Source organism: Corynebacterium aquilae DSM 44791 (genome assembly GCF_001941445.1).
Taxonomy (GTDB): Bacteria; Actinomycetota; Actinomycetes; order Mycobacteriales; family Mycobacteriaceae; genus Corynebacterium; species Corynebacterium aquilae.
The window spans coordinates 882,504-908,837 of the sequence record NZ_CP009245.1 but is presented as its reverse complement, the minus strand read 5'-3'; the positions used below and the strand labels follow the sequence as shown (position 1 = coordinate 908,837).

Here is a 26,334-nt window from a genome sequence, read left to right as displayed (position 1 = left end):
TGCCGGGGCGCTAGCATTCGGGCACGTTCACGGCGACGGTGATCGCTAGTCCCCCGCCGGCGGTTTCCTTGTAGCGTTCGGACATGTCGGCCCCGGTTTGGCGCATCGTTTCGATTACGTCATCCAGGCTGACTTTGTGTGTGCCGTCTCCTCGCAGCGCCATCTTCGCGGCGTTGATTGCTTTACCGGCGGAAATGGCGTTGCGTTCGATGCAGGGGATTTGAACCAGCCCGCCGATGGGGTCGCAGGTCAGCCCCAGGGAGTGCTCCATGCCGATCTCGGCTGCGTTGCACACCTGCCGGGGGCTGCCGCCGAGGATTTCGGCCAGGCCGGCGGCCGCCATGGACGTCGCGGAGCCGACTTCTCCTTGGCAGCCAACCTCGGCGCCGGAAATGCTGGCGCGTTCTTTGAGTAAGGAGCCCACGGCGCTGGCGGCCAGCAGAAAACGTTTGATGGTGTCGAGTTCGTCCGCGCGGCCGGCCGGGGTGAAATGCCGGGCGTAATACAGCACCGCCGGGATGATGCCGGCGGCCCCGTTGGTGGGGGCTGTCACCACCCGCCCGCCGGCGGCGTTTTCCTCGTTGACGGCCAGGGCCACCAGGTTGACCCAGTCTTCGGAAAATTCGGCGGTGCGCTCCGGGTCGTCGACGATGAGCTGTTCGTACCAGCCGGCGGCACGCCGGTGGACTCCCAGGCCTCCGGGCAGCATGCCGGTGGTGGCGATACCTCGTTTTGCGCAGGCATCCATCGCATGAAAAATCCGCAGCAGCCCTTCATCAATGTCCTCATCCGTGCGCAGCGAACGCTCGCATTGACGCTGCACTGCAGAAATACTCAACCCTTCCTTTTCGGCCAGGGTGATCAGTTCTTCGCCGGAGGTGTAGCAATAGGGGCCAGAAATTTCCTCCAGGGTGGGAATCTCATCCTTGGTGCGAATGAAACCACCGCCGATGGAATAGTAGGTCTGTTTGACCTCACCGAACACGAAGGTGACGGCGTTGGTGTGAATGCTGCGCACCACGGCGGGCCGCAAAATGATGTCCTCAAACCCACAGGTCACCGGCAGGTTCTTATCGCCGGCCAGGTAGATGGTGCGGCTGGTACGGATCTCTTCTAGCCGCTGCGCGAGGTAGTCCGGGTCGACGGTTTCCGGGTCCGCCCCGTCCAGGCCCATCAGGCACGCCCCCAGGGTGCCGTGGCCGGCGCCGGTGGCGGCCAAAGACCCATAGAGAATGATGGTGATGCCCGGCCCGGCGGTCACTGCCCCATCGGCCAGCATGGTCTCCGGGTGGCTGGCAGGTGAAACGTGGGATGCTGCAAGCTGGCCATGCAGTGTCCGGGCGAAATCCAGCCCGGCGCGCATGGGTCCTACGGTGTGGGAGGAGGAGGGCCCGATGCCGATTTTGAACAGGTCGAAGGCGGAGACTGTCATGTGCACTGAGTGTAATCGTGATCTGACACACCCGTGCGGGTCAGTCCTTTGAGTCGGGGATAGTGCGGACAAACCCCGCCTGCGAAAGTTGCGTGCTGGCGGGGTTTGTCGGTGGTGGGGGTTGTTATTCGAGTTCGGCGGCGAGTTCCATCCACGCCATTTCGAGTTCTTCTTTTTCGCTGTTGATCTCGCCGAGGGTGGCGGACAGTTCGGCGAGTTTGTCGATGGCTTCCGCGCTGGGGTCTGCGGCGAGCGTTGCCATCTGGTCTTCGATTTTTGCTTGTTGTTGCTCGAGTTTTTGGGTTTTGCGTTCTAAGGCTGCGAGTTCTTTGGTGATGCGGCGGTGTTCGGCGGCGCTGATGGTGGGGGCGGCTGCCGCCGGTTGTGCAGCTGCGGCGGCAGCCGCATCGGCGTTGTCTTTGGCGCTGGTTGCTGCGCTGTCGCCGAGGTTGAGTACGCCGGATTTTTCGGCTTTTGCTTGCTGGCTGCGGCGGCGGAGGTATTCTTCGATGCCGCCGGGGAGGTTGGTGAGTTTTTTGTCGCCGAATAGCGCCCAGGTGGAGTCACAGATGCGTTCGATGAGGTAGCGGTCGTGGGAGATGACCACGAGGGTGCCGGCCCAGGAGTCCAGGAGGGATTCGAGCTCTTGGAGGGTGTCGATGTCGAGGTCGTTGGTGGGCTCGTCGAGCAGCAGCAGGTTGGGTTCGCTCATCAGCACGCGGGTTAGCTGCAGGCGGCGGCGTTCGCCACCGGAGAGGTCTTTGATGGGGGTGCGCTGGCGGGCGGGGCTGAAGCCCAGTCGTTCGCAGAGTTGGGAGGCGCTGAGTTGTTTTTTGCCGAGGTCGACGTAGGAGGCGACGTCTTCGACGGCGTCGAGGAGTCGGCGGTCGCCGTCGAGGTCGTCGAGTTCTTGGCGCAGCCAGCCGAGGCGGACGGTTTTTCCTTCTTTGCGGCGGCCGTCTGTGAGGGGCAGTGCGCCGGCGAGGGTTTTGAGCAGGGTGGTTTTGCCGGAGCCGTTGACGCCGACCAGGCCGATGCGTTCGCCGGGGCCGAGTCGCCAGGTGAGGTCTTCGACCAGGGTGCGGCCGTCGGGGGTGGTGATGGTGGCGTTTTCGAGTTCGACGACGATTTTGCCTTGGCGTTGTTTGGAAAACGCCATGAGTTCGACGGAGTCGCGGGGTGCGGGCACGTTTTTGATGAGCGCTTCGGCGGCTTCGATGCGGTAGCGCGGTTTGGAGGTGCGTGCTGGGGCGCCGCGGCGTAGCCAGGCGAGTTCTTTGCGGGCGAGGTTTTGGCGGCGTTGTTCGGCGGCGTCTGCTTGGCGGGCGCGTTCGGCGCGGGCGAAGGTCCAGTCGTTGTAGCCGCCGTCGTAGACGTCGACGACGCCGTCGTGGACTTCCCAGGTGGTGGTGGCGACGGTGTCGAGGAACCAGCGGTCGTGGGTGACGACGACGAGGGCGCATTTGGCGGCTAGGAGGTGTTCGGCGAGCCATTGCACGCCTTCGACGTCGAGGTGGTTGGTGGGCTCGTCCAGGATGACGAGGTCGAGGTCGCGGACGAGTGCGGCGGCGAGGTTGGTGCGGCGGCGTTCGCCGCCGGAGAGGGATCCCACTTTGGTCTCAAGCCCGAGGTCGACGATGCCGAGGCCTTGGAGGACGTCGCGGATGCGGGCGTTGGAGGCCCATTCGAAGGTGGCCACGCCAAGCGGGCCGAGGACGACGTCGGCGACGGTGTCGTCTGGGTTGAGGTTGGCGTCTTGGGTGACCACGGCGAGTTGCAGGTCGCTGGCGTGGGAGACGCGTCCCGCGTCGGGGGTGTCTTGGCCGGAAAGTACTTTCAGCAGGGTGGATTTGCCGCCGCCGTTGAGTCCGACGACGCCGATGCGGTCGCCGGTTTGGATGCCGAGGCTGACGTGGTCGAGCAGGGTTTTCAGCCCGTAGGTTTTGTCGACGTTTTCCAGGTTGATCAGGTTCGCCACGGCGGGGTGTTGCTCCTTGGGTTGGGGGTTATGGGTGGTGGGTGCTGCCTGTGGTGGGGCGTTAGATAGCGGCAGCTGGGGTGGTGTGTGCGCAGGCGGTGTCGTCGGCGGCACCGGCGTCCGTGATGGTCTCGGCGACCGCGCGGGCGTGTTCGGCGCTGTGGCATAAAAAGGCGCAGGTGGGTCCGGATCCGGAGATGAAGGCGGCGGCCGCACCGGCTGCGCGTCCGACCTCCAGGCAGTGTGACAGTGCGCTGTTCATGCTCAGGGCGGGTGCTTGCAGGTCGTTGTCGATGAGCTGCGCGATGTCGTCGATGCTGGCTTGGGGGTTTTCCAGGGCAGCAATCAGCGCGCGGGGGTCTCCGGCGCGGGTGGTGAGTTCCTGGTTGTCGCGCATGCGGTCGAGGGTGCCGAAGACTTTGGGGGTGGATAGTCCGCGGCGGTGGAAGGCGAGTGCGAAATGCAGGGTGTGGGCGAGGGTGAACTGGGTGAGTTTTTCACCGCGCCCGCCGGCGCGGGCGGTGCCTTCCAGGATGCAAAAAGGCACATCGGAGCCCAGCCCCAGGCCGATCTCGAGGAGTTCTTCGCTGCTCAGCGGGTAGGAATAGATGCGGTTGAGTAGGCGCAGCACTCCGGCTGCGTCGGCGGATCCGCCGGCCATGCCGCCGGCGACGGGGATGCCTTTGGTGATGCGGATGGACACCCTCGCAACGATGGTGCCCTTTTTTCGTGCTGCTGCGGCAAAGGCTTCGGCGGCACCCCATGCCAGGTTGGTGTGGTCGGTGGGGATGACGTGGCTTAAGGGCCCGGTGACGTTGAGGTTTTTCACCACGGATTCACCGTCAGCCGGGTAGTGGTCGCATGGGGTGATGGCGATGGTGTCGGCCAGCGACAGGGATTGGAAGACGGTGTCGAGTTCGTGGTAGCCATCGGCGCGGGCATCACCGACTGCGAGGTGCAGGTTGACCTTGGCCCGGGCGGTTTCTTCGTAGGTGGTGGCGCCGGGGCGGATGCGTTGGTTCATGTTGAACGGGTGCGGGTGTTTGCGTGCTTGGTCGTTAGGGGTGGGGCGCACGGTGGCGTGGTGCTCGGCGGTCATGGGGTGCCTACCTGTGCCAGCCGCACGAAGTCGGCGACGTGGAGTTTTTCGCCACGCTCGTTGGGTGCGATGCCGGCTGCCTTTAGGGCACGCTCCGCGTTGGCGCCGCCGCCGTAGTGGCCGGACAGGGCTGCGCGCAGGGTTTTGCGGCGTTGTGCGAAGGCCGCATCGATCAGGGGGAAGACCTCGCGGGCTTGTTCCCTACTCCACTCGGCGGGGTTGTCTTCGCCGAAGCAGTCGATGCGGACCAGGCCGGAGTTGACGTTGGGGGCAGGCCAGAAGACGTTTTTTCCGATGGTGTTGGCCAGGCGGACGTCGCCGTAGAAGCGCGCTTTGACGCTGGGCACACCATAGACCTTGTTGCCGGGGGTGGCGGCGAGTCGTTCTGCGACTTCGAGTTGCACCATGACCAGCACTTTGCGGATGGAGGGGAATTCTTCCAGCAGGTGCAAAAGCAGTGGGACGGAGACGTTGTAGGGCAGGTTGGCCACCAATGCGGTGGGCAGGGGTGCGCCGGCGTCTTCGAGCAGGGCGTGGTTGAGCTTCATGCCGTCACTGTGGATGACGGTGAGTTTGTCCGCGTGGTCGGGGGCGAAGGTTTCGACGGTGGTGGGCAGTTGGGCGGCCAGGCGGGCGTCGATCTCGCAGACGGTGGTGTCTTTGGCGGTGTCGAGCAGGGCTAGGGTCAGCGAGCCGAGGCCGGGGCCGATTTCGAGGACGTGGTCGTCTGCGGTCACACCGGCCTGGTCGACGATCATGCGGACCGTGTTGGGGTCGTGGACGAAGTTTTGTCCGAGTTTTTTCGTCGGAACCACCCCGAGGGTGCCTGCGAGTTCGCGGATTTGTTGCGGGCCGAGCAGTTTCGCCGGTTGTGTGTTGTCTTTCGCCACCATAGTGTTTCTCAATCTACCGCATGGGCTGTGCTTTTGAGGTGTTCGCACCCGTTGCCAGCGTGCGATTGTGTGGGATGCACAAACCCCGCCACCGCGGCGCGTGATAGGCCTGGGTGACGGGGTGTAGAAGTGAGTGCGTGCGTGGGTGTTAGCGAATACCCAGCTTGGCGGTGCAGGCGGGCCATGCGCCCCAGCCCTGGGCGGCCTGCACCTTGGTGGCCACGGCGATCTGCTGTTCGCGGGTGGCCATGTAGGCCATGGGGGCGTATTCGCCGCCGCCGAAGGCCAGCCAGGTCGACGGGGTGAATTGGAGTCCGCCGGAAAAACCGTTGCCGGTGTTGATGGCCCAGTTGCCGGTGGATTCGCACATGGCGAGGGTGTCCCACACGGTGCCGCCGGCGGCGACTGCGGGGGCTGCCGGGGCGGGCTTTTTGGTGCCGTTTTTGATGGTGGCGGCGGTGGCGGGCACCAGATCGACGGTCTGCAGGACGGTGTCGGAGACCGGAGCACCGTTTTCGTAGCGGACTTCGCGGATGGTCTTGCGGGTGCCGGGCTTGCCTTCGACCTCGACGACCTGCTCGCCTTCTTCCAGCTCCGGGTCGTCAACGATGACGGGTTCGGCGTCGTATTTGCCGGTCTCGCTGAGGATGTCGGTGCGGATGCGGGTGATGGTGATGGTTTGGCCGCTGGTGGCCGGGGCGCTCACATCGGGTTCGACGACGTCCTCATCACCGAGGGTGATGCCCTGGTCGGCGAGGACATCGCCGACGGTTTTAGCGGCCACGGTGACCGGCTTTTCCTGCCCGCCGTCGTTGACGGTGAGCTGCTTCGGGGTGGTCACGTCGAGGGTGAGGCCTTCGACGGGGATTTTGGTGGTGCGGTCGGCGGAGATCTTATCGCTGGAGCCGACGTTGCCGAGTTCGTTGATGAGTTCATCGACGGTCAGGGCGGTGGTGTCGATGGTTTGCTCTTTGCCATCGATGATGACGGCCACCGGCTTGATGGCGCGCACCGTGATGGTTTGGCCGTCGACGAGCCGCTCGTTCGGGGAGGGGCTGACCATGTCTTTGGCGCTGAGCTGGACGTGGGCTTGTTTCAGGGCCCCGTCGACGGTGCCGGACAGCGTGGCGATGGTGTGTTGTTCGCCGTTGACATCCACGGTGATGTCTTTTTTGCTGTTGAGGGCCACGCCACCGCTGACCAGCAAGGTGGCGAGCATGCCGCCGGTGGCCAGTCGCAGCGGAACGCTGCGGGTGGTGTTAATGCGATTGATTCGGGACTTCTTGTGCTCGTGCACTAGCTACAAACTCACTTACATCAAAAGGGGGCTCGGGCGACCACCGCGACTGCTTTGCTCGCTAAAAACAAAGAGTTCCACATCGTGCATACGGGGGTTTGGCCCGGATGCAATGTGAGTGGGCGGGGTGTTTGAGCGTGTCTTTTACGGCGGTTAGCCACCCCCGGCTGTTGCTGGGGGCAGTGGCACTAAATGACACGGTGGTGATTTTCCCTCATGTGGGGGTGAAACCGGGGCCGTGTCGGCGTGGCACCCGCCGAACGTCTGATGTCACGATACGGTAACAAAGCCGTGTTGTCTAGGTATTTCAGGACACACCCAACTAGGTAGTGGCCCAAAATAACAACAGGAGTACCTTTCTTTCACTCCCATCCCCTTGCGCCACAGTCAGGTGAGTGCTAGGCGAGTCCATAGACACGCGAGAAGGTGGAGTTAATCTCCGTCACAGTCTCCGCGACATCCTGTCCGCGCGCCTGCGCCACACACAACGCCGTGTGGCCGATTAACGCCGGGGAATTTTTCGCCCCACGGAAAGGCTCCGGGGTCATATAGGGCGCATCCGTTTCGATGAGGTACTGGCCCGCCGGCGCCAAACGCGCCGCTTCCCGCAAGAAATCATTGCGCTTAAAAGTCACGTTGCCGGCAAAGCTCAGCACATAGCCACGCGCTAGTGCTTCTTCCGCCACATCCAGCGGGGAGGAGAAGCAGTGCAGGATGGTTTCCTTCGGCTGCGGCGCATCCGCCAACACCCGCAACAAGTCCGCGTCTGCTTCGCGATTGTGGATCATCAACGCCTTGCCGCTAGAGATCGCCAGATCGATATGCCAGCGCAGGGCTTCTTCCTGGGTGTCCAAGTCGGCGCAGGTATCGGAGTGCTTAATCCAATAGGTATCCAGGCCGGTTTCCCCAATGGCCACACACCGGGGATCGGCGGCCATCTCCGTCAGGCGGGCGCGCGCCGCATCGTCGAGTTCGCCAGCACGGGTCGGGTGAATCGCGCAGGCCGCATACACGGCATCACTGTCGTGTGCTGCACGCAGGGCGGCTTCCGCCTCATCCAGCCCATCGCCCACGGTGCAGATGCGCTCCACCCCGGCTACAGCAGCCTGGGCAATGAATTCCCGGATCTGCTCACCGGTGTGCAGCCCACAGGAGGCGAGGTGGGTGTGGGCGTCGATGAGCCCGGGGATTTTTTCTGCCGGAACCGGAATTGGACGAGGCTTCTTTTTACCCATGGTTGTCTGGTTTCACTCCCACGCTGGTTATCTGTGCACGGATTGACCTTTCGAGCCTATGTGCCCACGCGTCGATGCGCGGCATCCAACACTCCCAAACCCAAAATCCCCGGCGCGCACCCTTACTTCAAGGGCACGCACCGGGGATGTCGAGTCTTTTAAGGCCGCAAAGGCTCGCGGGTGGGGGCTGGTTTAGGCCTCGTCGCGCTGGACCGGGGCCCATTCGGGGCCGGTCTCACCAAGCTCGGGGTCGAGCTTCTGGATCAGCGGCTTCGGCTTGCTCAGCTCCACGCCGGCCACCATCGGGGTGCGACCCCAGTGTGCCTGGCCTGCCTGGTAGTCGCCCATGATGACCGGGTAGGTGCGGCCCTTTTCGGGCACGCCCACACCGACCGGTTCCACCGGCATGTCGTCGCTGACCTCCACCACCTTCGGCATGGCGGCCCACACCCCGGTGCGTCCTAGGGTTTCGTGCACCTTTTGCGCGGTGGACGGCAGGTAGGGGGTCAGCAGGGTGTTGGCATCAGAGATCACCTGCAGGGCAACCCACAGCACGGTGGCCAGGCGCTCTTTTTGCTCCGGGTCCTTAGCCAAGTGCCAGGGCTCTTGCTCACCCAGGTAGGCGTTGCATTCGCCAACCACGTGCATGGCGTGGGTGATACCGGCCTTGAAGCGGGAGTGCTCCAGGTGCTCACCGACCACGGCGAAAGCGTTTTCGGCCAGGTCTAGCAGTTTCTGGTCGGCTTCGCTCAGCTCGCCCGGGGCGGGCACAGCACCGAAGTTTTTCGCGGCCATCGCCACGGTGCGCGAGACCAGGTTGCCCCAGCCGTTAGCCAGCTCGTTGTTGACGCGGCGAACGAACTCGTCCCAGGTGAAGTCGGTGTCGGTGTTTTCCGGGCCGGCGGTGGCGATGAAGTAGCGCAAAGGATCCGGGCCGAAATCGGCGAGGAAGTCCTTGACATAGATCACCACACCCTTGGAGGAGGAGAACTTCGAGCCGGACATGGTCAGGTACTCGGAGGAGACCACCTCGGTCGGCAGCTGCAGCTCACCGAACTCGCCAGCCTCGCCGCCCTTAGCACCCTCACCCCGGTAGCCCAGCAGCTCGGCCGGCCAAATCTGGGAGTGGAAGGTGATGTTGTCTTTGCCCATGAAGTAGAAGGACTGGGCGGTCTCAGCGGTCCAAAAACGCTTCCACGCCTCCGGATCCCCACTGCGGTACGCCCACTCGATGGAGGCAGACAGGTAGCCGACCACCGCGTCGAACCACACATACAACTTCTTGGCGTTGTTGTCCTGCCAGCCCTCAATCGGGATCGGCACACCCCAGTCAATATCGCGAGTCATGGCGCGGGGGCGCAGATCATCCAGCAGGTTCAGGGAGAACTTCAACACGTTGGGGCGCCAGTCCTCGCGCCCCTGCAGCCACACCCGCAGTGCCTCAGCCAGGCTCGGCAGGTCCAGCAGGAAATGCTCGGTCTCAATGAACTTCGGGGTCTCGCCATTGATCTTGGAGACCGGATTGATCAGATCCGCCGGATCCAGCTGATTGCCGCAAGCATCGCACTGGTCGCCGCGGGCACCGTCGGCGCCGCAAATCGGGCAGGTGCCCTCAATGTAGCGGTCCGGCAGGGTACGGCCCGTCGACGGGGAGATCGCACCCATGGTGGTCTCCTTGAGCATGTAGCCGTTGTCGTACAAACCACGGAACAGCTCCTGCACCACCGCATAGTGATTACGGGTGGTGGTGCGAGTAAACAGGTCGTAGGACAAGCCCAGGCCGGCCAGGTCGGTGACGATCTGGCGGTTGTAACGGTCAGCCAGCTCCTGCACGCTGACGCCTTCTTTTTCGGCCTGCACCAGCAGTGGGGTGCCGTGCTCGTCGGTGCCGGAAATCATCAGCACGTCCGCGCCAGCCATTCGCTGGTAGCGGGCGAAAACATCGGAAGGCACGCCGAAACCGGCGACGTGGCCGATGTGGCGGGGGCCGTTAGCGTACGGCCAGGCAACAGCGGTGAGCACAGACTTTGTCATGGTCATCTACCTTAGTTGACTCCAAGCGCTGGGCCGTAAACCACCCCCAGTTTTGCCCAAGCGATAACCAGCGATCACACCACAACACACGCACGGCACACCACAGCCCCCGCACAGCACACTGCACCCCCATAAAACAGCCAACCCCGCACTCCCCTGCCCCACTAGTTTTCTCCACCCGCAATAAGACCCCCACTAATAGGGCCGCACACAGCACAGCCGCCCCAGCATCACCACACACGGGATACTGGGGTGGCTGATAAAGGCCCTTAAAGGGCGCTTTTGGCTCATCACGACTTCATTGAGCCACAGCCCCACCTGGCCGGAAGCTGGCCAGCACCAATCAGCACCGGCCGCCGCGGCAATTTTTAGGCGCGGCGCCGACCCACGACAAACGCGGCAGCACCCAGCACCAGCAAGGCGCCAGCGGTCGCCAGCAGACCTTCCAATGCAACACCGGTATTGGCCAGCTGACGCTGAGATGCCGGCGGCTGGGCAGCGCTCGTCGTACCGCGCGGCAGCCCCTTAACCGGCTGGGCAGGCTCGGGGCGCTCGACGCGAGTAGCCACCGGAGTTGGCGACGGGGCCACCTCAGAATCCGGAGTGTTGTCGACAACCGGGGTGGGCGCCGGGGACTCCACCACACTGGAGCCACCACCAACCACCAACGGCACAAACGGAATCAGAACAACCCACCAAGGAACCGAGCTGCTCGAGCCGGCAGATGGGCTCGGCGGAGTAGTCGGCACAGTCGGCACGACCGGGGTCGTGGTCTTTGTAGTCGTGGTCGGCACCGACGGGGTGGGCTTAACCGGAGTACTACTCGGCTCACTCGGCTTACTCGGCTCGCTCGGCTTAGCCGGAGTAGTCGACGGGGTCTTCAGCGGGGTCGTCGGCTCCGAGGGAGTGGGCTTGACCGGAGTACTACTCGGCTCACTCGGCTTACTGGGCTCGCTCGGCTTAGCCGGAGTTGTCGAAGGGGTCTTCAGCGGGGTCGTCGGCTCCGAGGGAGTGGGCTTGACCGGAGTACTACTCGGCTCACTCGGCTTACTGGGCTCGCTCGGCTTAACCGGAGTAGTCGACGGGGTCTTCAACGGGGTCGTCGGCTCCGAGGGGGTGGGTTTGACCGGAGTACTACTCGGCTCACTCGGCTTGCTGGGCTCGCTCGGCTTAGCCGGAGTTGTAGGCGGAGTGGTCGGCTCGGAGGGAGTCGGCTCCACCGGGGTGGTCGGCGGAGTGCTCGACGGAACAACCGGGGTGTAGGTATTCGCCACGGTAGCGGTGGCAGCCGCCCCCAGAACAACCGGCTTCGGCAGCTCCGCAGTCAGCGTGTAGCCATCCACGCGGGCTTTATCGGTGTCCTCGCGGACGATGTCACAAGTGGTTCCCTGAGGAAACTCACCAACAACAACGTCAGCACCTGCCGTAACGGTCACCGGGAACTCGATACCAGCGGTGATCTTGCCGTCGCGGGAATCCTGATCACAGGTGCCGTAGACCGTGTACTCCCCTGCCGGGTTCTCCACACCGGTGACCGTCTTATGCACGCTGAAGGGCACAAAAACAAGCTTCGGGCCAAAGTGGTTAGTCAACAACACCGCGCGGCTCTTACCACCGTCGGCAGTCACCACCGCCTTATTGCCTTCCGCCTGGAACCAATCGGCCTGCTCGTCACCGAAGCGACCCGCGCCAAACTCCTGCCCCTCATACTCGAAGCCAGCATCCGCGGGTGCCGCAGCAGCCTTCTCCACCAGGGTGACAACAGTGCCCGCCGGCAAGCCCGACAACACCGCCGGGGACGTAGAGGTCACCGTCAGCTCACGGGACTTCTCCACCCCATTCTCACTCCACGTCGCAATCACCGTGTACGGAGTATCCTCCGCCGGAGAATCCCCCTCACCGCGCAACGCCTTGAACACCTTCACCTCAGCAATAGAGGGATTACCCGTACCGCCAGCACTGGTCTGCGGGTGAACCTCCACACGACCAGCAGTCGTGCGCGCATCAATAGAGGCCACATTCTCAATAGTGGTGCCATCGTTATAGGCGTCCGGAACCGTGCCGGTATAAATGCCCACCCGATAAGTAAACGCCTTATCCGTGTTCGGGATAACCACCGTGGCCACATTGCGGCCATCGGCGTCCACGGACCAATTCACCTCATAGTTATCCAAACGCCAGGCAGTACCCGGCTGCGCATCATCAGCCAGATTCCAGCTACCGCCGTCCTCCCCCTCACGGGCGGTATCGCGCACCCGCACCTCCACCGACTGCTTATAGCCGGCCGTACCATCCAGGTACTCGGCACGCGCCTGCGGGCGCGGCATCGGATCCACAATCGTGATCGTCCCACCAGTACCCGGGGTGGAAATAAACCACCCAAACACACTGGTGCCGTTGGTGAACTCCCGCACATCCATGAACTCGCCCCACTTCGCAGCAGACTCATTCGTGCGGGTCTTCTCATCCGGCGCCTGCCGCCCCACCGGCGGAACCGGCGCCGGCACCGGGGTTCCCTCATCCACCCCAACAACCTTATTCGGCGTCACCAACTGAGTACCCACCGTAATGTTGTCCACCACCTCATCGCTGACCTCAACGACAGTGGCAACAGACTTATACCAACCCGAAATATCCTGCGGATTCTCCAGCACAAAATTCGTAAACGTACAGGTCAAATCCGGGCCAACCTGCTGCTCACAATTAGCCACAACCTCATCCGAGGCCGTGCGCATCGCCACATTCGCACCATTGAACTGCAACCAGTTCGGCAAATGCACCCGAATAAAATCACCAGGCTTAGCGGCCTTATCGGTATAAGCGAACTGGGAAGCATCAAAGGTGAAACCAAAAGACAACTTCTCGCCAACAACCAGCGGCGCGCCGGGCTGCGCCTCGGAGCGTTGCGCGGTCACCCCGGTGACGTAGTCGTTGGTGCGGTCAACCCCATCGTCCGCGTGGCTTGGGGGAACAATCACCAGGCTGCCAGTGATGATGCCGGCGGCGGCCAGTGCAGCCCCGGCGAGGCGCTGGCGGCGCCGTTGCAGTTGACCGCGGTTGTTCAGGCGGGTGGTCATGTCGATGCTCAATCCTTGCGTCAAAAAACTAGTTTCGGACGCGCTTAATATTAGGTGCCCAACACAAAAAGAAAACCCGACTAAATGACATCCGTTGTGCAAACATAGCAACCGTGCTGCACATCCCCTATTTTTTGGTATGACCTAACTCCCCCACCCCTTCCCCCATCCGGGGGGATGCCCCGCAAGCTGGCACAACGCCACCACCCACCGCCACCAGCTACCGCCACCGCGCCCACTATGCGAGCGCCCCATCCACCCTTTAAACGACGATCCCCTCGCACGCACACGAGGGGATCTGGCTGCCTGCAGTACTGCACGCAGCAAGGGGTGAGAACTTTTAGAACTTGGTAATCACCGAGCGGATGATTCCGCCCTTCTTCAGTTGCTCGTAGGCCTGGTCGACCTCGTCGATGCTGATTTCCTGGGTGATCAGGTCATCCAGATTCAGGCGCCCCTGCACGTACATGTCGGCATACATCGGAATGTCGCGCTTGATGTTGCTCGAGCCCATCCACACGCCCTGGACGCCGTTGTGGGCGGCCAGGATGCCGAGGGAGGTATCGATTGAAAGGGTCGTGCCGGGCTTGGCAATACCGATGAAGTAGGCGCGCCCACCAGGCGCGGTCATGGCATAGGCCTGCTGCTGGGTTTGCTCCAGGCCGATGACCTCAAAAGCGTGGTCGACGCCGCCACACAGCCGCTTGACCGCCTCAACCGGATCGACCGTGGAGGAGTTGATGACGTCGGTGGCGCCGAACTTCTTCGCCGCTTCCAGCTTGGTGTCGTCGATGTCGATGGCGATGACGTGGCGGGCGCCGGCAAGTGCGGCACCACTGATGGCATTCAGGCCCACGCCACCGGTACCGATGACGGCGACCCGGTCGCCGACGCGCACCTGCGCAGTGTTGATGGCGGCACCGGCGCCGGTGACCGTGGCGCAGCCCAAGATGGCCGCCTGCGGGAAGGGGATCTCGTTGTTGACGACCGCCAGTTGGTTTTCGTGCACGAGCACTTTTTCCGCGAAGCCGCTGATGCCGAAGAACTGGGCGATCGGCTCGCCGTCAGCGTCGGTCAAGCGGGGCGCCTCATCCGGGCCGCGCAGGGTGTAGGCCTGGTTCAGGCATTGGTAGGTGCGCCCGGAGAGGCATTCCTCGCAGGCGCCACAGAACTGGATGAGGCAGGCAACCACGTGCTGCCCGACCTCCATGGTGGTGACCTCTGGGCCGACGGCGGCGATGACGCCGGAGATTTCGTGGCCCAGGACCACCGGGAAGGGGAAGTCGAAGCCGTTTTGTTCGATGTGCAGATCGGAGTGGCACAAGCCGGAGGCTTTGACCTCCACGAGGACTTCTCGGCCTTGGGGTTGTGCGAGGTTGACCTCTTCGACGGTGAATCCTTGGCCAACTGCTCTGGTGACTGCAGCTTTCATGATGTGCTCCTTCCAACGAAGCAAAAAAAGGGGGATCTGTTCGGACGGCACCCTTGTTGGAACCCTCGGGGGTCATAGTCGCGAGTATAGCTATTGACACCTAGTGAAAACGGATGTGTTTAGCTGCACAGTGGTGGATATAAAGAAATCCACGCCACACTCGATGGTGCGGCGTGGATTGGTGGTGTTGTTTGTGGTGTCCCCGTTCCCTCCCTCGCTATCCCGGATACGTGGTTGTACTCGATACACGCTGCACGGTGCCCATGTGCTCGATCCCGGCCGTACACGGTTGAGGTGACTCCGGCCCAGAGTCTGAGATCAAATGGGAGCAGGCCGCGCCTGCGGTGGGTGTATCCCGCTGATAGCTACCGACACTTCACTGGTGTTATTGCCAGTCGGCGCTGAAGTCTTCTGGAACGTCGACCGACCAGTTCAGTGCTTGGAGTTGCACGTCGAGCTGGCGGAATTTCTTTCCAGCCGCATCTGCGCGTTGCCGCAAGGTGGCCACGGGGTAGGTGGCGACGAGTTTGATCTCGGTCCGGGAGTAGCGGTCGATGCGCTCTGAGGCGTTGTCGGCGAGCAGCTGATAGAACTGCTGCTCGCGCTGCAGCCCGTCGCGGCGGGCGATGGCTTGGGTGACGGTGATGTCTTCACCCGGCAGCACGGTGTTGTTGTTGATGTCGTTGATCATCGCGATGAGGCGGACGAGTTTTTCGTTGAGCGCGTCGTATTCGCCCAGCAGGTCTTGGGGAGACTCTGCGGGCTCCTCGCCTTCTTGAACTCGGATGACATTGGTGGCGCGTTCAAGCAGTTGCCGCATGCGGGTTTGGATATCCGCCCGCACGGCGAGTACTTCTGCAAGTTTCATGAGCTAAAACCTCGTGGTGTGCCGGGGCGCGAGTTAGGCGCTTGAGCTAGGTGATTAACAAACACGGTACCCGTATAGACGCGGACGTGAGGACAACAACGGGTAGAGGGTGCGAAAAAGACACCACCGCCGCCACTTCCGGGGTGCGGAAGGGGTCGACGGTGGTGCGAGTTCGCTTCAGGCGGGTGCCCCGAGGGGGTTATTTCCTAAGCGGGTTATTTCCTGGGCCGGTTATTTCTTGTGCGCCAGGTTGCGCAGGCGGTGGCCACGCTCGTGGTGATGGGCTGCCTTGCGGGCTTCGCGGCGGGCGTGTTCGGCGTGAATGCGACGCTCGCGGGCAAGCTTCATGGCGAACTTCTGCTGTGCCTTGTGGTCCAGGTACAGCGGGTCGTCCGACAGGCCCTTGACGAGGGCGAACATCAGGCCGATGATGACCAGCAGGAAGGGGCTGGCGGCGATGATGGTGACGTTTTGCAGGTTGTTCAGCGCGTCGTCACCGCCGGAGATCAGCAGGGTCAGGCCGATGGCTGCGGTGAGCACACCCCAGGCGGCGGTGATCCAGCGGTTCGCTTCCAGACGACCGTTTTGGCTCATGGAGCCCATGACGGTGGAGGCGGAGTCGGCGGAGGTGATGAAGAAGGTGGCCAGCAGGATCATGGCGACAAAACCTGCGACCTTGCCGCCGGGCATGGTGTGCAGCAGATCGAACAGCTGGGCCTTGGAATCGCCGTCGCCCCAGATGGACTCGCCGACCTGCTCCAGGTGGATGGCGGTGCCACCGAAGATGGAGAACCACACGACGGTCACGGCGGCGGGCACCAGGGTCACGCCGACGATGAATTCGCGGATGGTGCGGCCGCGGGAGATACGGGCGAGGAACATACCGACGAAGGGGCTCCAGGAGATCCACCATGCCCAGTAGAAGATGGTCCAGCCGGACAGCCATTCACCGGCGGTGCCGTCGGCACTGTCGGCGGTGCGGGCCGCCATCTCGAAGAAGGTCTGCAGGTAGTTGCCAATCGCGGTGGGCAGCATGTTGAGCACGGTCACGGTGGGGCCGAGCACGAACACGAAGATCGCCAGGATGGAGGCCAGCACCATGTTGGCGTTGGACACGTACTGGATGCCCTTGCCCACGCCCGACATCGCGGAGATCAAAAATGCCAGGGTCAAGATCAGCACGATGGTCAAGATGGTGCGGCTGGAGGGATCCTCGACGATGCCAGCAGCTTCCAGGCCGGCGCCGATCTGGACGGCACCAATGCCCAGGGAGGCGGCGGTACCGAACACGGTCGCCACGATGGCGAGCACGTCAATCAAGGTGCCCAGCGGGCCGGACGCACCCTTTTCGCCGATCAGCGGCACGAAGGCTGCGGACAGCAGCTGCTTGCGGCCGATACGGAAGGTGGAATAAGCAATCGACAGGCCGACGATGGCGTACACGGACCAGGGGTGCAAGGTCCAGTGGAACAGGGTGGTCGCAAACGCGGTGCCGACCTCACGCTCAGCGTGACCGGGCACGCCATTGCGGTAGTGGGTCAGCGGCTCGGTGGTGCCGTAGAACATCAGGCCGATGCCCATGCCGGCGGCGAACATCATCGCGATCCAGCTCACCGTGGAAAATTCCGGCGCCTCATCGTCGCGTCCCAGGCGGATGGTGCCGAAGCGCGACAGGGCGATGGCGAAGATGAAGAACACAAAGATGGTGCCGAACAGCACGAAGGCCCAGCCGGCGGTATCGACGACGAAGCCCAGGGAGTTCGACGCGAAGGTGGAGAAGGACTCGGAACCGAAAAGGCCCCACACCACCACGGCCAACACCACGGCCATCGCCGGGATGACGACGCCGAGATTCAGCGGCGCGCTGTCGCTTTCGCCGTCGAGGACCACTTCTTCCTCGACAGGGTCCGGGATTTCTTCGTGGTTTTCCAGCATCACGGCCAGCTGCTGCATGGCGGTCGCCGAGTCGTCGGTAAAGACGGTCTGGTCGGCCGCGTCCGCAGCAGCTGCGTGCGCTTGCGTTTCTTGCTCATCCCCAGGGTTGTGGGGGTTTAGGTCAGAGTCGGTCATGCGTACCACCGTGGGTGATGAGCGCGAAAGATTCAAACTCACACTTTTATCGACCTGGGAAAACACCCCACTGCCCCAAAAGTGTCACCAAAGTGGTGGGCAGGATACTACCAGGTAACACCCAGTGGAAAGCCAAGTAAATAACAATTAGGTAACAATTGCTTTGTTTTGCCGGCAGTTTAGTAAGCAAAAGTGAAAAAAGCGGCAATGCAGTCCATTAAACACCTATAGATGTGCCGCGTACGCGCCACCCTCCATCACGGCTTAGCCCCGCGCGGCAAGCACTGCGTCGTACAACTTCTTCGCACTCCCGCCATGCGCCGCCGCCACCTCCTTGGCCGCCGCCTTCATCCGCTCACCGGCCTCGACCCTGGCCAACACCAAGCCCACCAAATCCGCCTCATCGACGGCCGCTGCTGCTCCCCCATCGATCACCACGGTGATCTCACCTCGCACCCCATCGGCCGCCCACTGCGCCATCTGAGCAGCCGGGCCCACCTTGATCTCCTCATAGGTCTTGGTCAGCTCCCGGCACACCGCCACCCGACGATCCGGGCCCAACACCTGGGCGATATCCGCCATCGTCTGGGCGATCCGGTGCGGCGACTCGAAAAAGGCCACCGCCCGGGACTCGTGCTCCAAGCTTTTCAGCCACTGGGCGCGCGCACCCGACTTGCGTGGCGCAAACGCATCAAAGATGAAATTACCCACCGACAATCCCGACAACGCCAACGCCGTCGGCACCGCCGACGGCCCCGGCAAACACGTCACCGGCACCCCGGCCTCGTGCGCCGCGGACACCACGTTCAGCCCCGGATCGCTGACCACCGGCATACCAGCATCCGTGACGACCAGCACCGTGCCCGTGCGCGCCCGCTCCACCAGCATGCCCACCCGCTCCTTTTCATTGTGATCGAAGTTCGACACAATGCTGCCCCGCGGACTTACCCCCAACGCCTTAGCCAACGCCCGCGTACGCCGAGTGTCTTCCGCGGCAATCACATCGGCCTTCGCCAACGCCGCAATCAACCGCAACGACGCATCCGCGATATTTCCCAACGGCGTCGCAGCAATCACCACGCCCTGCGGCAGCGGCGCCTGCAACACCTCATCGAGAAGCTCATGCGGGCTCGCCACGCCAGCACCATGAGGGCTCGCATCGTGCGCGGGGGTCATATCAGGGGTTGCTTGCTGCCTATCCATGCGTTTAAGCATGCCCTACAATCCTTAGCCGTGACTACCACGACCGCCGACGCCGACACCACGGGGGCCGCGCAGCTGCCCGCCGGGCCACCCCGCTACGCCCGCGACATCCCCGCGCCAACCCCCCGGCTGGCATGGACCCGCACCGACACCATCATCACGGTGCTGATCACCCTCGCCGGCATCATCAGCCGATTCACCGCCCTCGGCCGGGCCACCGGCAGCGGCACCCCCGTGTTTGATGAAAAGCACTACGTGCCCCAGGCCTTCGACATGGTGCAATCCACCAGCAACCCGCTGATCGGCGGCATCGAATCCAACCCCGGATACGGGCTCGTGGTTCACCCACCACTAGCCAAACAACTCATCGCCCTCGGGGAATACATCTTCGGCTACACCCCCTGGGGCTGGCGCCTGATGACCGCCATCTTCGGCGTACTCGTCCTGGTCATGATCTACCTCCTCGGGCGCGAAATCTCCCGCTCCCGCTGGGTCGGCGGCATCGCCGCCCTGCTGGCCACCATCGACGGAGTCCTCGTCGTCGCCTCCCGCTTCGGCATGCTCGACATCTTCCTCACCCTCTTCGTCCTCACCGCCACCTACGCGCTCGCCCGCGACCACGAAGACACCCTAAGCCGCTTCCACGCCGCCTACACCCACAACCTGCTCCACCACACCGACCTCGGCCCCTACATGGGCTTTCGCTGGTGGCGCTTCGCCGCCGGCGTCAGCTGCGGACTCGCCCTATCCGTTAAATGGTCCGGCCTGTACTACATGGCCTTCTTCGGCCTCTACCTCGTCGCCCACGACTACTGGCTACGCCGCCGCTACACCATCACCAAACCCCTCATCGGCGCCATCACCCGCGACGGATTCGCCAGCTTTTTCGCCATCGTCATCGTCCCCATCATCATCTACGCCCTCAGCTGGCGCGCCTGGTTCGCCTCCGAAACCAGCGTCTACCGCCACGCCCGCGCCCAAGGCCTCTACGACGACGACTCCTACCTCTCCCTCCTGCCCGACGCACTGGGCAGCTGGATCTACTACCACCGCAGCGTGTTAAGCTTCCACGCCTCCCTGACCACCTCCAACGGGCACCACCACCCCTGGGAATCCAAACCCTTCACCTGGCTGGTCAGCGGCCGCCCCATCCTCTACCTCTCCGACCGCGACATCACCTGCTTCGGCGGACAAACCTGCGACCGCCTCATCTACATGTTCGGCGTCCCCACCGTCTGGTGGCTCACCATCCCCGTGCTGCTGTGGGCACTGTGGATGACCCTGAAAAAACACACCTGGGCCACCACCCTGCCCCTCTACGCCTTCGCCGCCGGATTCATCCCCTGGGTCATCGGCTACGACCGGCAAATGTACTTCTTCTACGCCACCGGCCTCGTCCCCTTCACCCTCATCCTGCTCGCCCAAGCCCTCGACCGCATCCGCACCCACGGCATCAAAGGCAACACCCTCGCCGGCGAAAGACTCGTCCAGGTCTACCTCGCACTCTGCGTCGCCAGCTTCTTCTTCTGGCTACCCATCATCTACGGCATCGCCCTCCCCAAACCCATCTTCGACTCCCTGCTGTGGATGCCCAGCTGGAAATAATCCACCCCACCTCACCTGCTCCCCCGCGCGCCCCTGTCACCACAACCCACAAGGACAACGCGGGGGAGCAGGCTTTTTCATGCTCACACGCTGCAGGCCCACAGCCTGCAGCCTGCCATCACCTAGCAGTGTGGATACTCCGCCACCACCTGGCCAGACTCAACCACCCGGGCAGAACCCGCAGCCACATCCAGCCACACCTCCACACGCTGCGAGTCTTCCGCACCGATCACCGCATACCCCAACTGCTCATTAGTGACCTCAAGGGTCTCCACCCGCGCATCCACCAGCCACGGATGACGACGCCGCACACTAATCAACAACTGCACCCACCGGTGCATCTTCTCCCCCAGCGGGCTGAACTGACTCGGAGACTGCGGAAAACTCGGCCGCACCTCATCATCGCCACCAACCCGCTCAAACTTCGTGCCCGTAAAACCCTGCTCATCGCCGTAATACAACTCCGGCACCCCGGGCACAGTCAACAGCACCGCATGCGCCAACGCAGCCCCATCAGCCCCCACCGTCGTCGCAATCCGGTTCACATCATGATTGCCGACAAAAGTCATCGGGCGAAACACCGCGCAAAACTCGTTATGGCGGCGCAAACTCCATTCCAACTCGAAGAAGTTCCGGTCCTTAATGCTCGACCACACCGCCTTCCACAGCTCATACTGGGTGACCGAATCCAACCCCGAACGCTGCACATAATCCGCATAATCGCCGTGGATCATCTCCCCCACAAACCACGCCTGCGGGAACCTCTCCCGCACCCGCGGCACAACCTGCGCCCAAAACTCCGGCGGCATCGCATAGGCAGCATCCAAACGCCACCCCGCAACCCCACGCTCACACCAATAACTCATCACCTCGACCACCAAATCGACCACCTCGGCACGACTGTGGTCGAGCTCCCGCAAACTGCCATGCCCCTCAAACACGGTGTCGCTCACCAGCGGGGCGGTGTCGTACTGGCTTCCCGCGGCCACGTGGTTAAACACCCCATCGACAATTACCTTCAGGCCACGGGATTCACACTCGGCGATGAACTCCACAAAATCCGCCTCATCCCCCAGGCGGTCATCGATGGCGAAAAAATCCAGCGTGTCATAACCGTGGGAGGCCGACTGGAAAATCGGGCCCAGCTGGATCACGTTGGTGCCCAACTGTTGCGCATAGTCCAAAAAGGCCACCAGGTGCCCCCACCTATGCCCCACCCCGCGATCTTCGGGGGATTCCGGCCGGATCGGCGCACCGACAAATCCCAGCGGGTACACGTGCCAAAGGATTGCATGATCTGAAAAGCTCACACTGCCAAATCTAGTCCAGCACCCCACCTGTGCGTGGCAAGATGACACCACCGATGAGCCCCCGCCTGTTGCAAAAGACACCATCGGCGGCACCACCGGCGCCGCCAATGTTTTAGGTGCTTCGCTCTAGCCGCGCGGAGTTGCGCTGAGGGTTTGCCACATCTGGCGAATAGCCACCGCCCCAGAATTAGCCATCCAGCCCACCACCAGCGCCACCGCCGCCACGCCCACCAGGGCGATAAAGGTGACCTCGCCGACGGTGATGGTGCCCAACAGCACGTCACGCACCCGCAGGCCGACGCTGAATGCAAATAGCGCCCCATACATCGGCATCAAATACCCCATGGCACCGGGACGCCACGCCGCAAACAATGCTCCAAAGGCCAGTGTCATGCGCACCGCCGCGGCATCCAACGCCAGCGCCTGGGTCTGCGGGTCCTCGACCCCGATACTGCCAGCAAAGGTGCGCACCCCGAACCACACGAACAGCACCCCCACGACCACTAGTAAAGCCCGCGCCGCCATCACCCACGCCGCCCGGCTGGCGGCCTGGCGACGAAACTCCGGCTCCACGGTGGACAGGATCGCATCCGACAGATCCGGGATGGCCGCGGGCTGGCTGTTGATGCTCAGCGAGCGGTTCAATAGGGCGGCGCGCTCCAGGAAGGTGGCGCACTGCTGGCAGCCGGACACGTGGGCGTCGATGACATCATCATCCAACCCGACTGGTTCCCCATCGAGTCGGGCCGACAGCGCGGCCTGTACCTGCGTGCACTCGATCATCGCGACAGCACTTCGTCCAAACTGGCCCGCCCGGCACCAAACACCACGATCATCAGCAAGGCGGTGGTAAGCACTAGCGGGTATTCCAGACCATTATCGCCGACGAAAAAGCCGTGTTCGCCGTGCACGAAGTACATCGCGCACATCATAAACAGTGCCAGCGCGCCGGCCGCGAAGGTGGTGAGCACCCCGATCAGCAGGCAGGCGCCGCCAAGGATTTGACTGACCCCGGCGATGTAGGCGGACAGGTGGGGTTGGGGCACCCCGTTGGCGGCGAAGTCCGCGGCCGTGGCGTCTACGCCGCCATGCCCGAAGAAAACCATGCAGCCGTGGAACACAAACACGAATCCCACAACGAGGCGGAGAAAGAGTAGGGCTGAGTCCCTCACGACTGGCTTATCCATGGCGCTTTACCTTAGTCGATGGGTAGTCTTTTTCCCCTCAACTACACGACGCCGCCCGCTGCTTGCCAGCAAAAACCCCGCCGCCACATCATCGGGGTGCGATTCTGTGTGGCGGCGGGGTGAAAACTGTCTGCTTAAAGTGTCCCCATTGGGGGGTTAGACGGCGTGGCGGTCGTGGCTTACCGGCAGTTCTTCCTCGATGTGCAGGCCGGTGTACATCACATCGAGCTCATCAAAATCCGGGCAGTCGTCATCGGCTTCGAGCACGATCGCGCCCGGGGAGCGGAGACGATCCGGCACGTGGGAGTTGTCGCCGGCGGTGCGCACGCCAAGCCGTTGGCGGCGCAGGCGGGCGATGCGCTGGGCGCGCAGTTGGCGTTCCACCACCACCTGGTTGCGCAGGGCGACCATGTAGGCGATGGAAAAGCCGATGGCCAGCACCGGCAGTACCCAGGCGAAGCTACCCACCAGTACGGCAACAAGGAAACTCAGCACGACGGCCACACCGAAGCCGATCAGGGTGCGCTGGCGGCGTTGGGCAAGCTTGGCCCATTTTTCGGCTTCGCGCTCGGGGTTGTAGGCGGTGCGGGAGCGACGGGACTGGGCGAAGGCGTAGTCTTCGTCGGTCAGTTCCAGGTCCTCGTCGCGAAGCTGCGTGGCCGCGGCCGGCACCTCGGGGTCTGCGGCGGGCTGGGAGTACTCGGAAGCGTCCGGGTAGTCCTCGTAGTCGGCCTCTGGGTGCAAAAGATCGGCGGGGCTCAAGTAGGAGTCGTCGATGTCGATGGCATCCTCAGCATCCGCGTAGAGGGTGCTGACACTTGCCAGTTCCTCCCCGTCTTCATCGGCGTCGGCGGCGGTGTGCGCGGGGGTGGTTTCTCGCTCTTCCGGGGTGTTTTCTGCCGGGGCTAAGGCGACTTCACCTGCGGTTTCAGTCTCCGCTTCTGCTGCGGCTTCTGCTTCTCGTTCGGTTTCGGCGTCGCTGGCCTCGGTCGTCGAGGTGGCTTTCGCTTCGACGGGTTCTTCGATGGCGCCGTCGAGGACCTGCAGTGCGTTGACGTCGTCGTTTCGGCGAGGGGTGAAGTCATCGTCGATGATGATGTCGTGTTCTTCGACGTCTTCGGCTTCGCTATTTTCCTCGCGGCTAACGTGCACGTCGGTGGGCAGCAGGCGCGGGCGGCGCGGGCGGGTGGGTTCTTGGCCACCGGCCACGACGACGCGGGTCTGGTCGAAAGCCTCCGTGGTTTTGCGGATTGGCTTTTGGTTGCGCACGAAGATTGGTGCCAGGACGAAAAGCCACAGCACAATCAGCAGGGCAACACCCAATGTTGAGGACATGTTCTTTACTAACCCCTAGCAGTGTTTTCTTGGGAAAAACTCGCGCGGTGTGCGGGTTTTTCCGGTTGTGAAAGACCCCGTGCGTCGCTGGTGTGCCTTCCCGGTGTGGGATGGGCTGTTGTTGGTGCAACGCCACGGATAGTGGTGCCTTCGCACGGTGTCTTTAAACCTATCGTGCGTTGCTGGCGACAATGGTGAAGCCACACCGAGCCGGCGGGAGGTTTCCCCACGAAATCCCACTATTGCTGTCGTGGTGGTGCAGCACAGTTGCGGTTAGTGGCGCAGGGTGCCTCGTTGTTGGAGGCGCCTGATTGCGGTCTCGGGGTAGTCTTCGCGCAGCAGGGCGACGAATTCGTGGTCGCGCCAGCGCCCGTCGATGTGGAGGTTGCCGCGGAGGTAGCCTTCGCGGCGGAAACCGACTGCTTTGAGCACGCTGCCGGAGGTGGGGTTGTCGGGGAGGAAGGTGGCGGTGAGGCGGTGGAGTCCGACTTTGTTGAAGGCGTGGTCGACGCCGAGGGCGAGGGCGGCTTGGGCAACACCGCGGCCGGTGTAGCGGCTGGATACCCAGTAGCCGACCCATCCGCTTAGGGCGGTTCCGCGTTCGATGCCGCCGATGGTGAGTTGTCCGGCGAAAAGCCCGTCGACTTCGATGGCGAGCGGTAGCACGTGTCCGAAGCTGGCTAGGCGTCGCAGTCCGGCGAGTTGTTCCATGAAGGAGGCGCGGGTGTGGGCCTCGGCCCAGCTGCCGCGCACGGTGGGTTCCACGGGGCGGATGAGGTGTTCGTCTTCGAGGCGCATGCGGCGCCATGAGCTGAAGTCGCCGACTTTGAGGGGGCGGACGGTGACGAGGCCGCCGTCGGCGAGGAGGACGTCGCCGACTTTCCCGGGCCAGCCGGGGTGGTCTGGGTGGGGCCGGGCGGGTAGTTCGCCGTTGAGTAGGGATCGCAGTCGGTTTAGCATGCTGTTCCGCTGGTGCGGTGGTGCCGGTGGGGCGCGTGGCCGGTGTGTGGGTGGGGGTGGTTCATCGTTGGGAGAGGAACAGCACGTCGACGACGTCGCCGGGCTGGACGAGTTCCACGTTTTCGGGGATCCGCACGATGGCGTTGGCTTCTCCCATGCCGGCGAGCAGGTGGGCGGGGGCGCCGGTGGCGCCGCCGAGGCCTTGGACGAGGTAGTCGGAGGTGTCTGCGTCGCGCATGAGTTTGGCGCGGACGAATCCACGGCGGCCGTAGCGGGATTGGATGCGGTTGACGCTGCGGGCGCGCACGTAGCGGCGTTGCGCGGAGCGTTTGCCGAGTGCTTGGCGGATGACGGGGCGGATGAAGATTTCGAAGATCACCAGCGCCGAGACGGGGTTGTTGGGGACGAGGAAGACGGGTTTGCCGTCGATGTTGGCAAAGCCTTGCACACTGCCGGGGTGCATGGCGACCCGGGCGGTGTCGACGTCGCCCATTTCGGCGAGCACTTTGCGAATGACCTCGCTTCCGGCGCCGCCAACGCCGCCGGAGATGACCAGGATTTCGCTGCGCAGTAGCTGGCCTTCGATGATGTCGCGGACTCGTCGGGGTTCACCTTCGGCGATGCCGACGCGGTGCACGTCGGCGCCGGCTTCGCGGCCGGCGGCCGCGAGGGCGTAGGAGTTGACGTCGAAGACTTGCCCGAGGGTGGGTTCGCGGTCGATGTCGACGAGTTCGCGTCCGACGGAGATGACGGAGACGCGGGGGCGGGGGTAGACCAGCACTTTGGAGCGCCCCACTGCCGCTAACAGGCCGATTTGTGCGGGGCCGAGGATGTCTCCGGGTTGGACGGCGACGTCGCCGGGGGAAATGTCATCGCCGACGCGGCGGACGAATTCTCCTGATTTCACCGAGCGGGTGGGGCGCACCCGATTGGTGCCCCTATCCGACCACTGCAGTGGCAGCACCGCATCCGCAAGGGCGGGTAGCGGGGCGCCGGTCCACACGCGGACGGCTTGTTTTGGTTGCAGGCGCAAGGGTTGCGCCGAGCCGGCGGCCACCTCGCCGACGACCGGCAGGCTCACCGAGTTCACTGCGACGGGTTCGGCTCCCGATAGTGGGCGTTGGCCGCCCACGTCCACGGCGCGCACCGCATAGCCGTCGATGGCGGCTTGGGGAAAGCCCGGCAGTGGGCGGGTGGCTTCGACTTCTTCGGCACACATCAAGCCCAACGCCTCGGAGATTGCGATCCGGACAGGCTCCGGGGACACTGGCAGGCTGGTGACTCTGACCAGCTGTTCTTCGACGCTGCGCATGATGGGT

The 26,334-nt window shown here is 63.4% G+C and carries 19 protein-coding genes; 1 reads left to right on the top strand and 18 read right to left on the bottom strand.

The genetic code is table 11. The features are described 5' to 3' along the window. Positions 1 to 10: 10 nt before the first annotated feature. The 12 genes from CAQU_RS03870 to rsmI form a co-directional block, all read right to left on the bottom strand. On the bottom strand, positions 11 to 1,432 hold the full coding sequence (locus CAQU_RS03870; protein WP_075725386.1) for an L-serine ammonia-lyase: 1,422 nt from the start codon (positions 1,430 to 1,432) through the stop codon (positions 11 to 13). 124 nt (positions 1,433 to 1,556) lie between these two features. After that, positions 1,557 to 3,410, bottom strand: a complete 1,854-nt coding sequence (locus CAQU_RS03865; protein ID WP_075725382.1) for an ABC-F family ATP-binding cassette domain-containing protein — start codon at positions 3,408 to 3,410, stop codon at positions 1,557 to 1,559. Positions 3,411 to 3,471: 61 nt separating this feature from the next. Next, entirely contained in the window at positions 3,472 to 4,509 is a 1,038-nt protein-coding gene (locus CAQU_RS03860; RefSeq protein ID WP_075725380.1) for a 4-(cytidine 5'-diphospho)-2-C-methyl-D-erythritol kinase, read from the bottom strand. Next, entirely contained in the window at positions 4,506 to 5,402 is an 897-nt protein-coding gene (rsmA, locus tag CAQU_RS03855; protein WP_075725379.1) for a 16S rRNA (adenine(1518)-N(6)/adenine(1519)-N(6))-dimethyltransferase RsmA, read from the bottom strand. The genes CAQU_RS03860 and rsmA overlap by 4 nt, the downstream gene beginning before the upstream one ends. Positions 5,403 to 5,550: 148 nt before the next feature. After that, on the bottom strand, positions 5,551 to 6,699 hold the full coding sequence (locus CAQU_RS03850; RefSeq protein WP_075725378.1) for a resuscitation-promoting factor: 1,149 nt from the start codon (positions 6,697 to 6,699) through the stop codon (positions 5,551 to 5,553). Positions 6,700 to 7,097: 398 nt separating this feature from the next. Next, positions 7,098 to 7,934 (bottom strand): TatD family hydrolase, encoded by an 837-nt coding sequence (locus tag CAQU_RS03845; RefSeq protein WP_075725377.1) that lies wholly within the window; start codon positions 7,932 to 7,934, stop codon positions 7,098 to 7,100. Positions 7,935 to 8,126: 192 nt separating this feature from the next. Then, a complete protein-coding gene (metG, locus tag CAQU_RS03840; RefSeq protein WP_075725376.1) occupies positions 8,127 to 9,968 on the bottom strand; it encodes a methionine--tRNA ligase in 1,842 nt (613 codons plus the stop codon). Between the two features lie 368 nt (positions 9,969 to 10,336). After that, the gene (locus CAQU_RS03835) at positions 10,337 to 13,045 is read right to left on the bottom strand and encodes a hypothetical protein (RefSeq protein WP_075725375.1); all 2,709 of its coding nucleotides are present in this window, start codon (positions 13,043 to 13,045) and stop codon (positions 10,337 to 10,339) included. Positions 13,046 to 13,385: 340 nt separating this feature from the next. Next, positions 13,386 to 14,477 (bottom strand): zinc-binding dehydrogenase, encoded by a 1,092-nt coding sequence (locus CAQU_RS03830; protein WP_075725374.1) that lies wholly within the window; start codon positions 14,475 to 14,477, stop codon positions 13,386 to 13,388. A 385-nt stretch (positions 14,478 to 14,862) separates the two neighbouring features. Next, positions 14,863 to 15,345 (bottom strand): DIP1984 family protein, encoded by a 483-nt coding sequence (locus tag CAQU_RS03825; RefSeq protein WP_075725372.1) that lies wholly within the window; start codon positions 15,343 to 15,345, stop codon positions 14,863 to 14,865. 231 nt (positions 15,346 to 15,576) lie between these two features. Further along, on the bottom strand, positions 15,577 to 17,298 hold the full coding sequence (locus CAQU_RS03820; RefSeq protein WP_075728364.1) for a BCCT family transporter: 1,722 nt from the start codon (positions 17,296 to 17,298) through the stop codon (positions 15,577 to 15,579). 381 nt (positions 17,299 to 17,679) lie between these two features. Beyond that, on the bottom strand, positions 17,680 to 18,630 hold the full coding sequence (gene rsmI, locus CAQU_RS03815) for a 16S rRNA (cytidine(1402)-2'-O)-methyltransferase (RefSeq protein WP_245797290.1): 951 nt from the start codon (positions 18,628 to 18,630) through the stop codon (positions 17,680 to 17,682). A gap of 63 nt (positions 18,631 to 18,693) precedes the next feature. Here rsmI and CAQU_RS03810 point away from each other — a divergent pair, with 63 nt between their 5' ends. After that, positions 18,694 to 20,223 (top strand): dolichyl-phosphate-mannose--protein mannosyltransferase, encoded by a 1,530-nt coding sequence (locus tag CAQU_RS03810; protein ID WP_075728360.1) that lies wholly within the window; start codon positions 18,694 to 18,696, stop codon positions 20,221 to 20,223. Between the two features lie 122 nt (positions 20,224 to 20,345). Here CAQU_RS03810 and CAQU_RS03805 read toward each other — a convergent pair whose 3' ends face one another. From CAQU_RS03805 to glp, 6 genes are all read right to left on the bottom strand, one after another. Further along, complete coding sequence (locus tag CAQU_RS03805) at positions 20,346 to 21,533, bottom strand: alpha-amylase family protein (protein WP_075725370.1); 1,188 nt, start codon at positions 21,531 to 21,533, stop codon at positions 20,346 to 20,348. A 126-nt stretch (positions 21,534 to 21,659) separates the two neighbouring features. Further along, entirely contained in the window at positions 21,660 to 22,316 is a 657-nt protein-coding gene (locus CAQU_RS03800) for a zf-HC2 domain-containing protein (protein WP_075725369.1), read from the bottom strand. Continuing rightward, a complete protein-coding gene (locus CAQU_RS03795) occupies positions 22,313 to 22,720 on the bottom strand; it encodes a DoxX family protein (RefSeq protein WP_075725367.1) in 408 nt (135 codons plus the stop codon). The genes CAQU_RS03800 and CAQU_RS03795 overlap by 4 nt, the downstream gene beginning before the upstream one ends. A gap of 156 nt (positions 22,721 to 22,876) precedes the next feature. Next, complete coding sequence (sepX, locus tag CAQU_RS03790; protein WP_157108890.1) at positions 22,877 to 24,055, bottom strand: divisome protein SepX/GlpR; 1,179 nt, start codon at positions 24,053 to 24,055, stop codon at positions 22,877 to 22,879. A gap of 273 nt (positions 24,056 to 24,328) precedes the next feature. Next, complete coding sequence (locus CAQU_RS03785) at positions 24,329 to 25,015, bottom strand: GNAT family N-acetyltransferase (protein WP_075725363.1); 687 nt, start codon at positions 25,013 to 25,015, stop codon at positions 24,329 to 24,331. 61 nt (positions 25,016 to 25,076) lie between these two features. Next, complete coding sequence (gene glp, locus CAQU_RS03780) at positions 25,077 to 26,327, bottom strand: molybdotransferase-like divisome protein Glp (RefSeq protein WP_075725361.1); 1,251 nt, start codon at positions 26,325 to 26,327, stop codon at positions 25,077 to 25,079. Between the last annotated feature and the right edge of the window lie 7 nt (positions 26,328 to 26,334).

Bases quoted from the DNA above. Each gene is read 5' to 3' on its own strand.
- CAQU_RS03870 (WP_075725386.1), bottom strand. From the start codon at position 1,432: ATGACAGTCTCCGCCTTCGACCTGTTCAAAATCGGCATCGGGCCCTCC.
- CAQU_RS03860 (WP_075725380.1), bottom strand. From the start codon at position 4,509: ATGACCGCCGAGCACCACGCCACCGTGCGCCCCACCCCTAACGACCAA.
- rsmA (WP_075725379.1), bottom strand. From the start codon at position 5,402: ATGGTGGCGAAAGACAACACACAACCGGCGAAACTGCTCGGCCCGCAA.
- CAQU_RS03845 (WP_075725377.1), bottom strand. From the start codon at position 7,934: ATGGGTAAAAAGAAGCCTCGTCCAATTCCGGTTCCGGCAGAAAAAATC.
- metG (WP_075725376.1), bottom strand. From the start codon at position 9,968: ATGACAAAGTCTGTGCTCACCGCTGTTGCCTGGCCGTACGCTAACGGC.
- CAQU_RS03835 (WP_075725375.1), bottom strand. From the start codon at position 13,045: ATGACCACCCGCCTGAACAACCGCGGTCAACTGCAACGGCGCCGCCAG.
- CAQU_RS03830 (WP_075725374.1), bottom strand. From the start codon at position 14,477: ATGAAAGCTGCAGTCACCAGAGCAGTTGGCCAAGGATTCACCGTCGAA.
- CAQU_RS03825 (WP_075725372.1), bottom strand. From the start codon at position 15,345: ATGAAACTTGCAGAAGTACTCGCCGTGCGGGCGGATATCCAAACCCGC.
- CAQU_RS03820 (WP_075728364.1), bottom strand. From the start codon at position 17,298: ATGCAGCAGCTGGCCGTGATGCTGGAAAACCACGAAGAAATCCCGGAC.
- rsmI (WP_245797290.1), bottom strand. From the start codon at position 18,630: ATGCTTAAACGCATGGATAGGCAGCAAGCAACCCCTGATATGACCCCC.
- CAQU_RS03800 (WP_075725369.1), bottom strand. From the start codon at position 22,316: ATGATCGAGTGCACGCAGGTACAGGCCGCGCTGTCGGCCCGACTCGAT.
- CAQU_RS03795 (WP_075725367.1), bottom strand. From the start codon at position 22,720: ATGGATAAGCCAGTCGTGAGGGACTCAGCCCTACTCTTTCTCCGCCTC.
- sepX (WP_157108890.1), bottom strand. From the start codon at position 24,055: ATGTCCTCAACATTGGGTGTTGCCCTGCTGATTGTGCTGTGGCTTTTC.
- CAQU_RS03785 (WP_075725363.1), bottom strand. From the start codon at position 25,015: ATGCTAAACCGACTGCGATCCCTACTCAACGGCGAACTACCCGCCCGG.
- glp (WP_075725361.1), bottom strand. From the start codon at position 26,327: ATGCGCAGCGTCGAAGAACAGCTGGTCAGAGTCACCAGCCTGCCAGTG.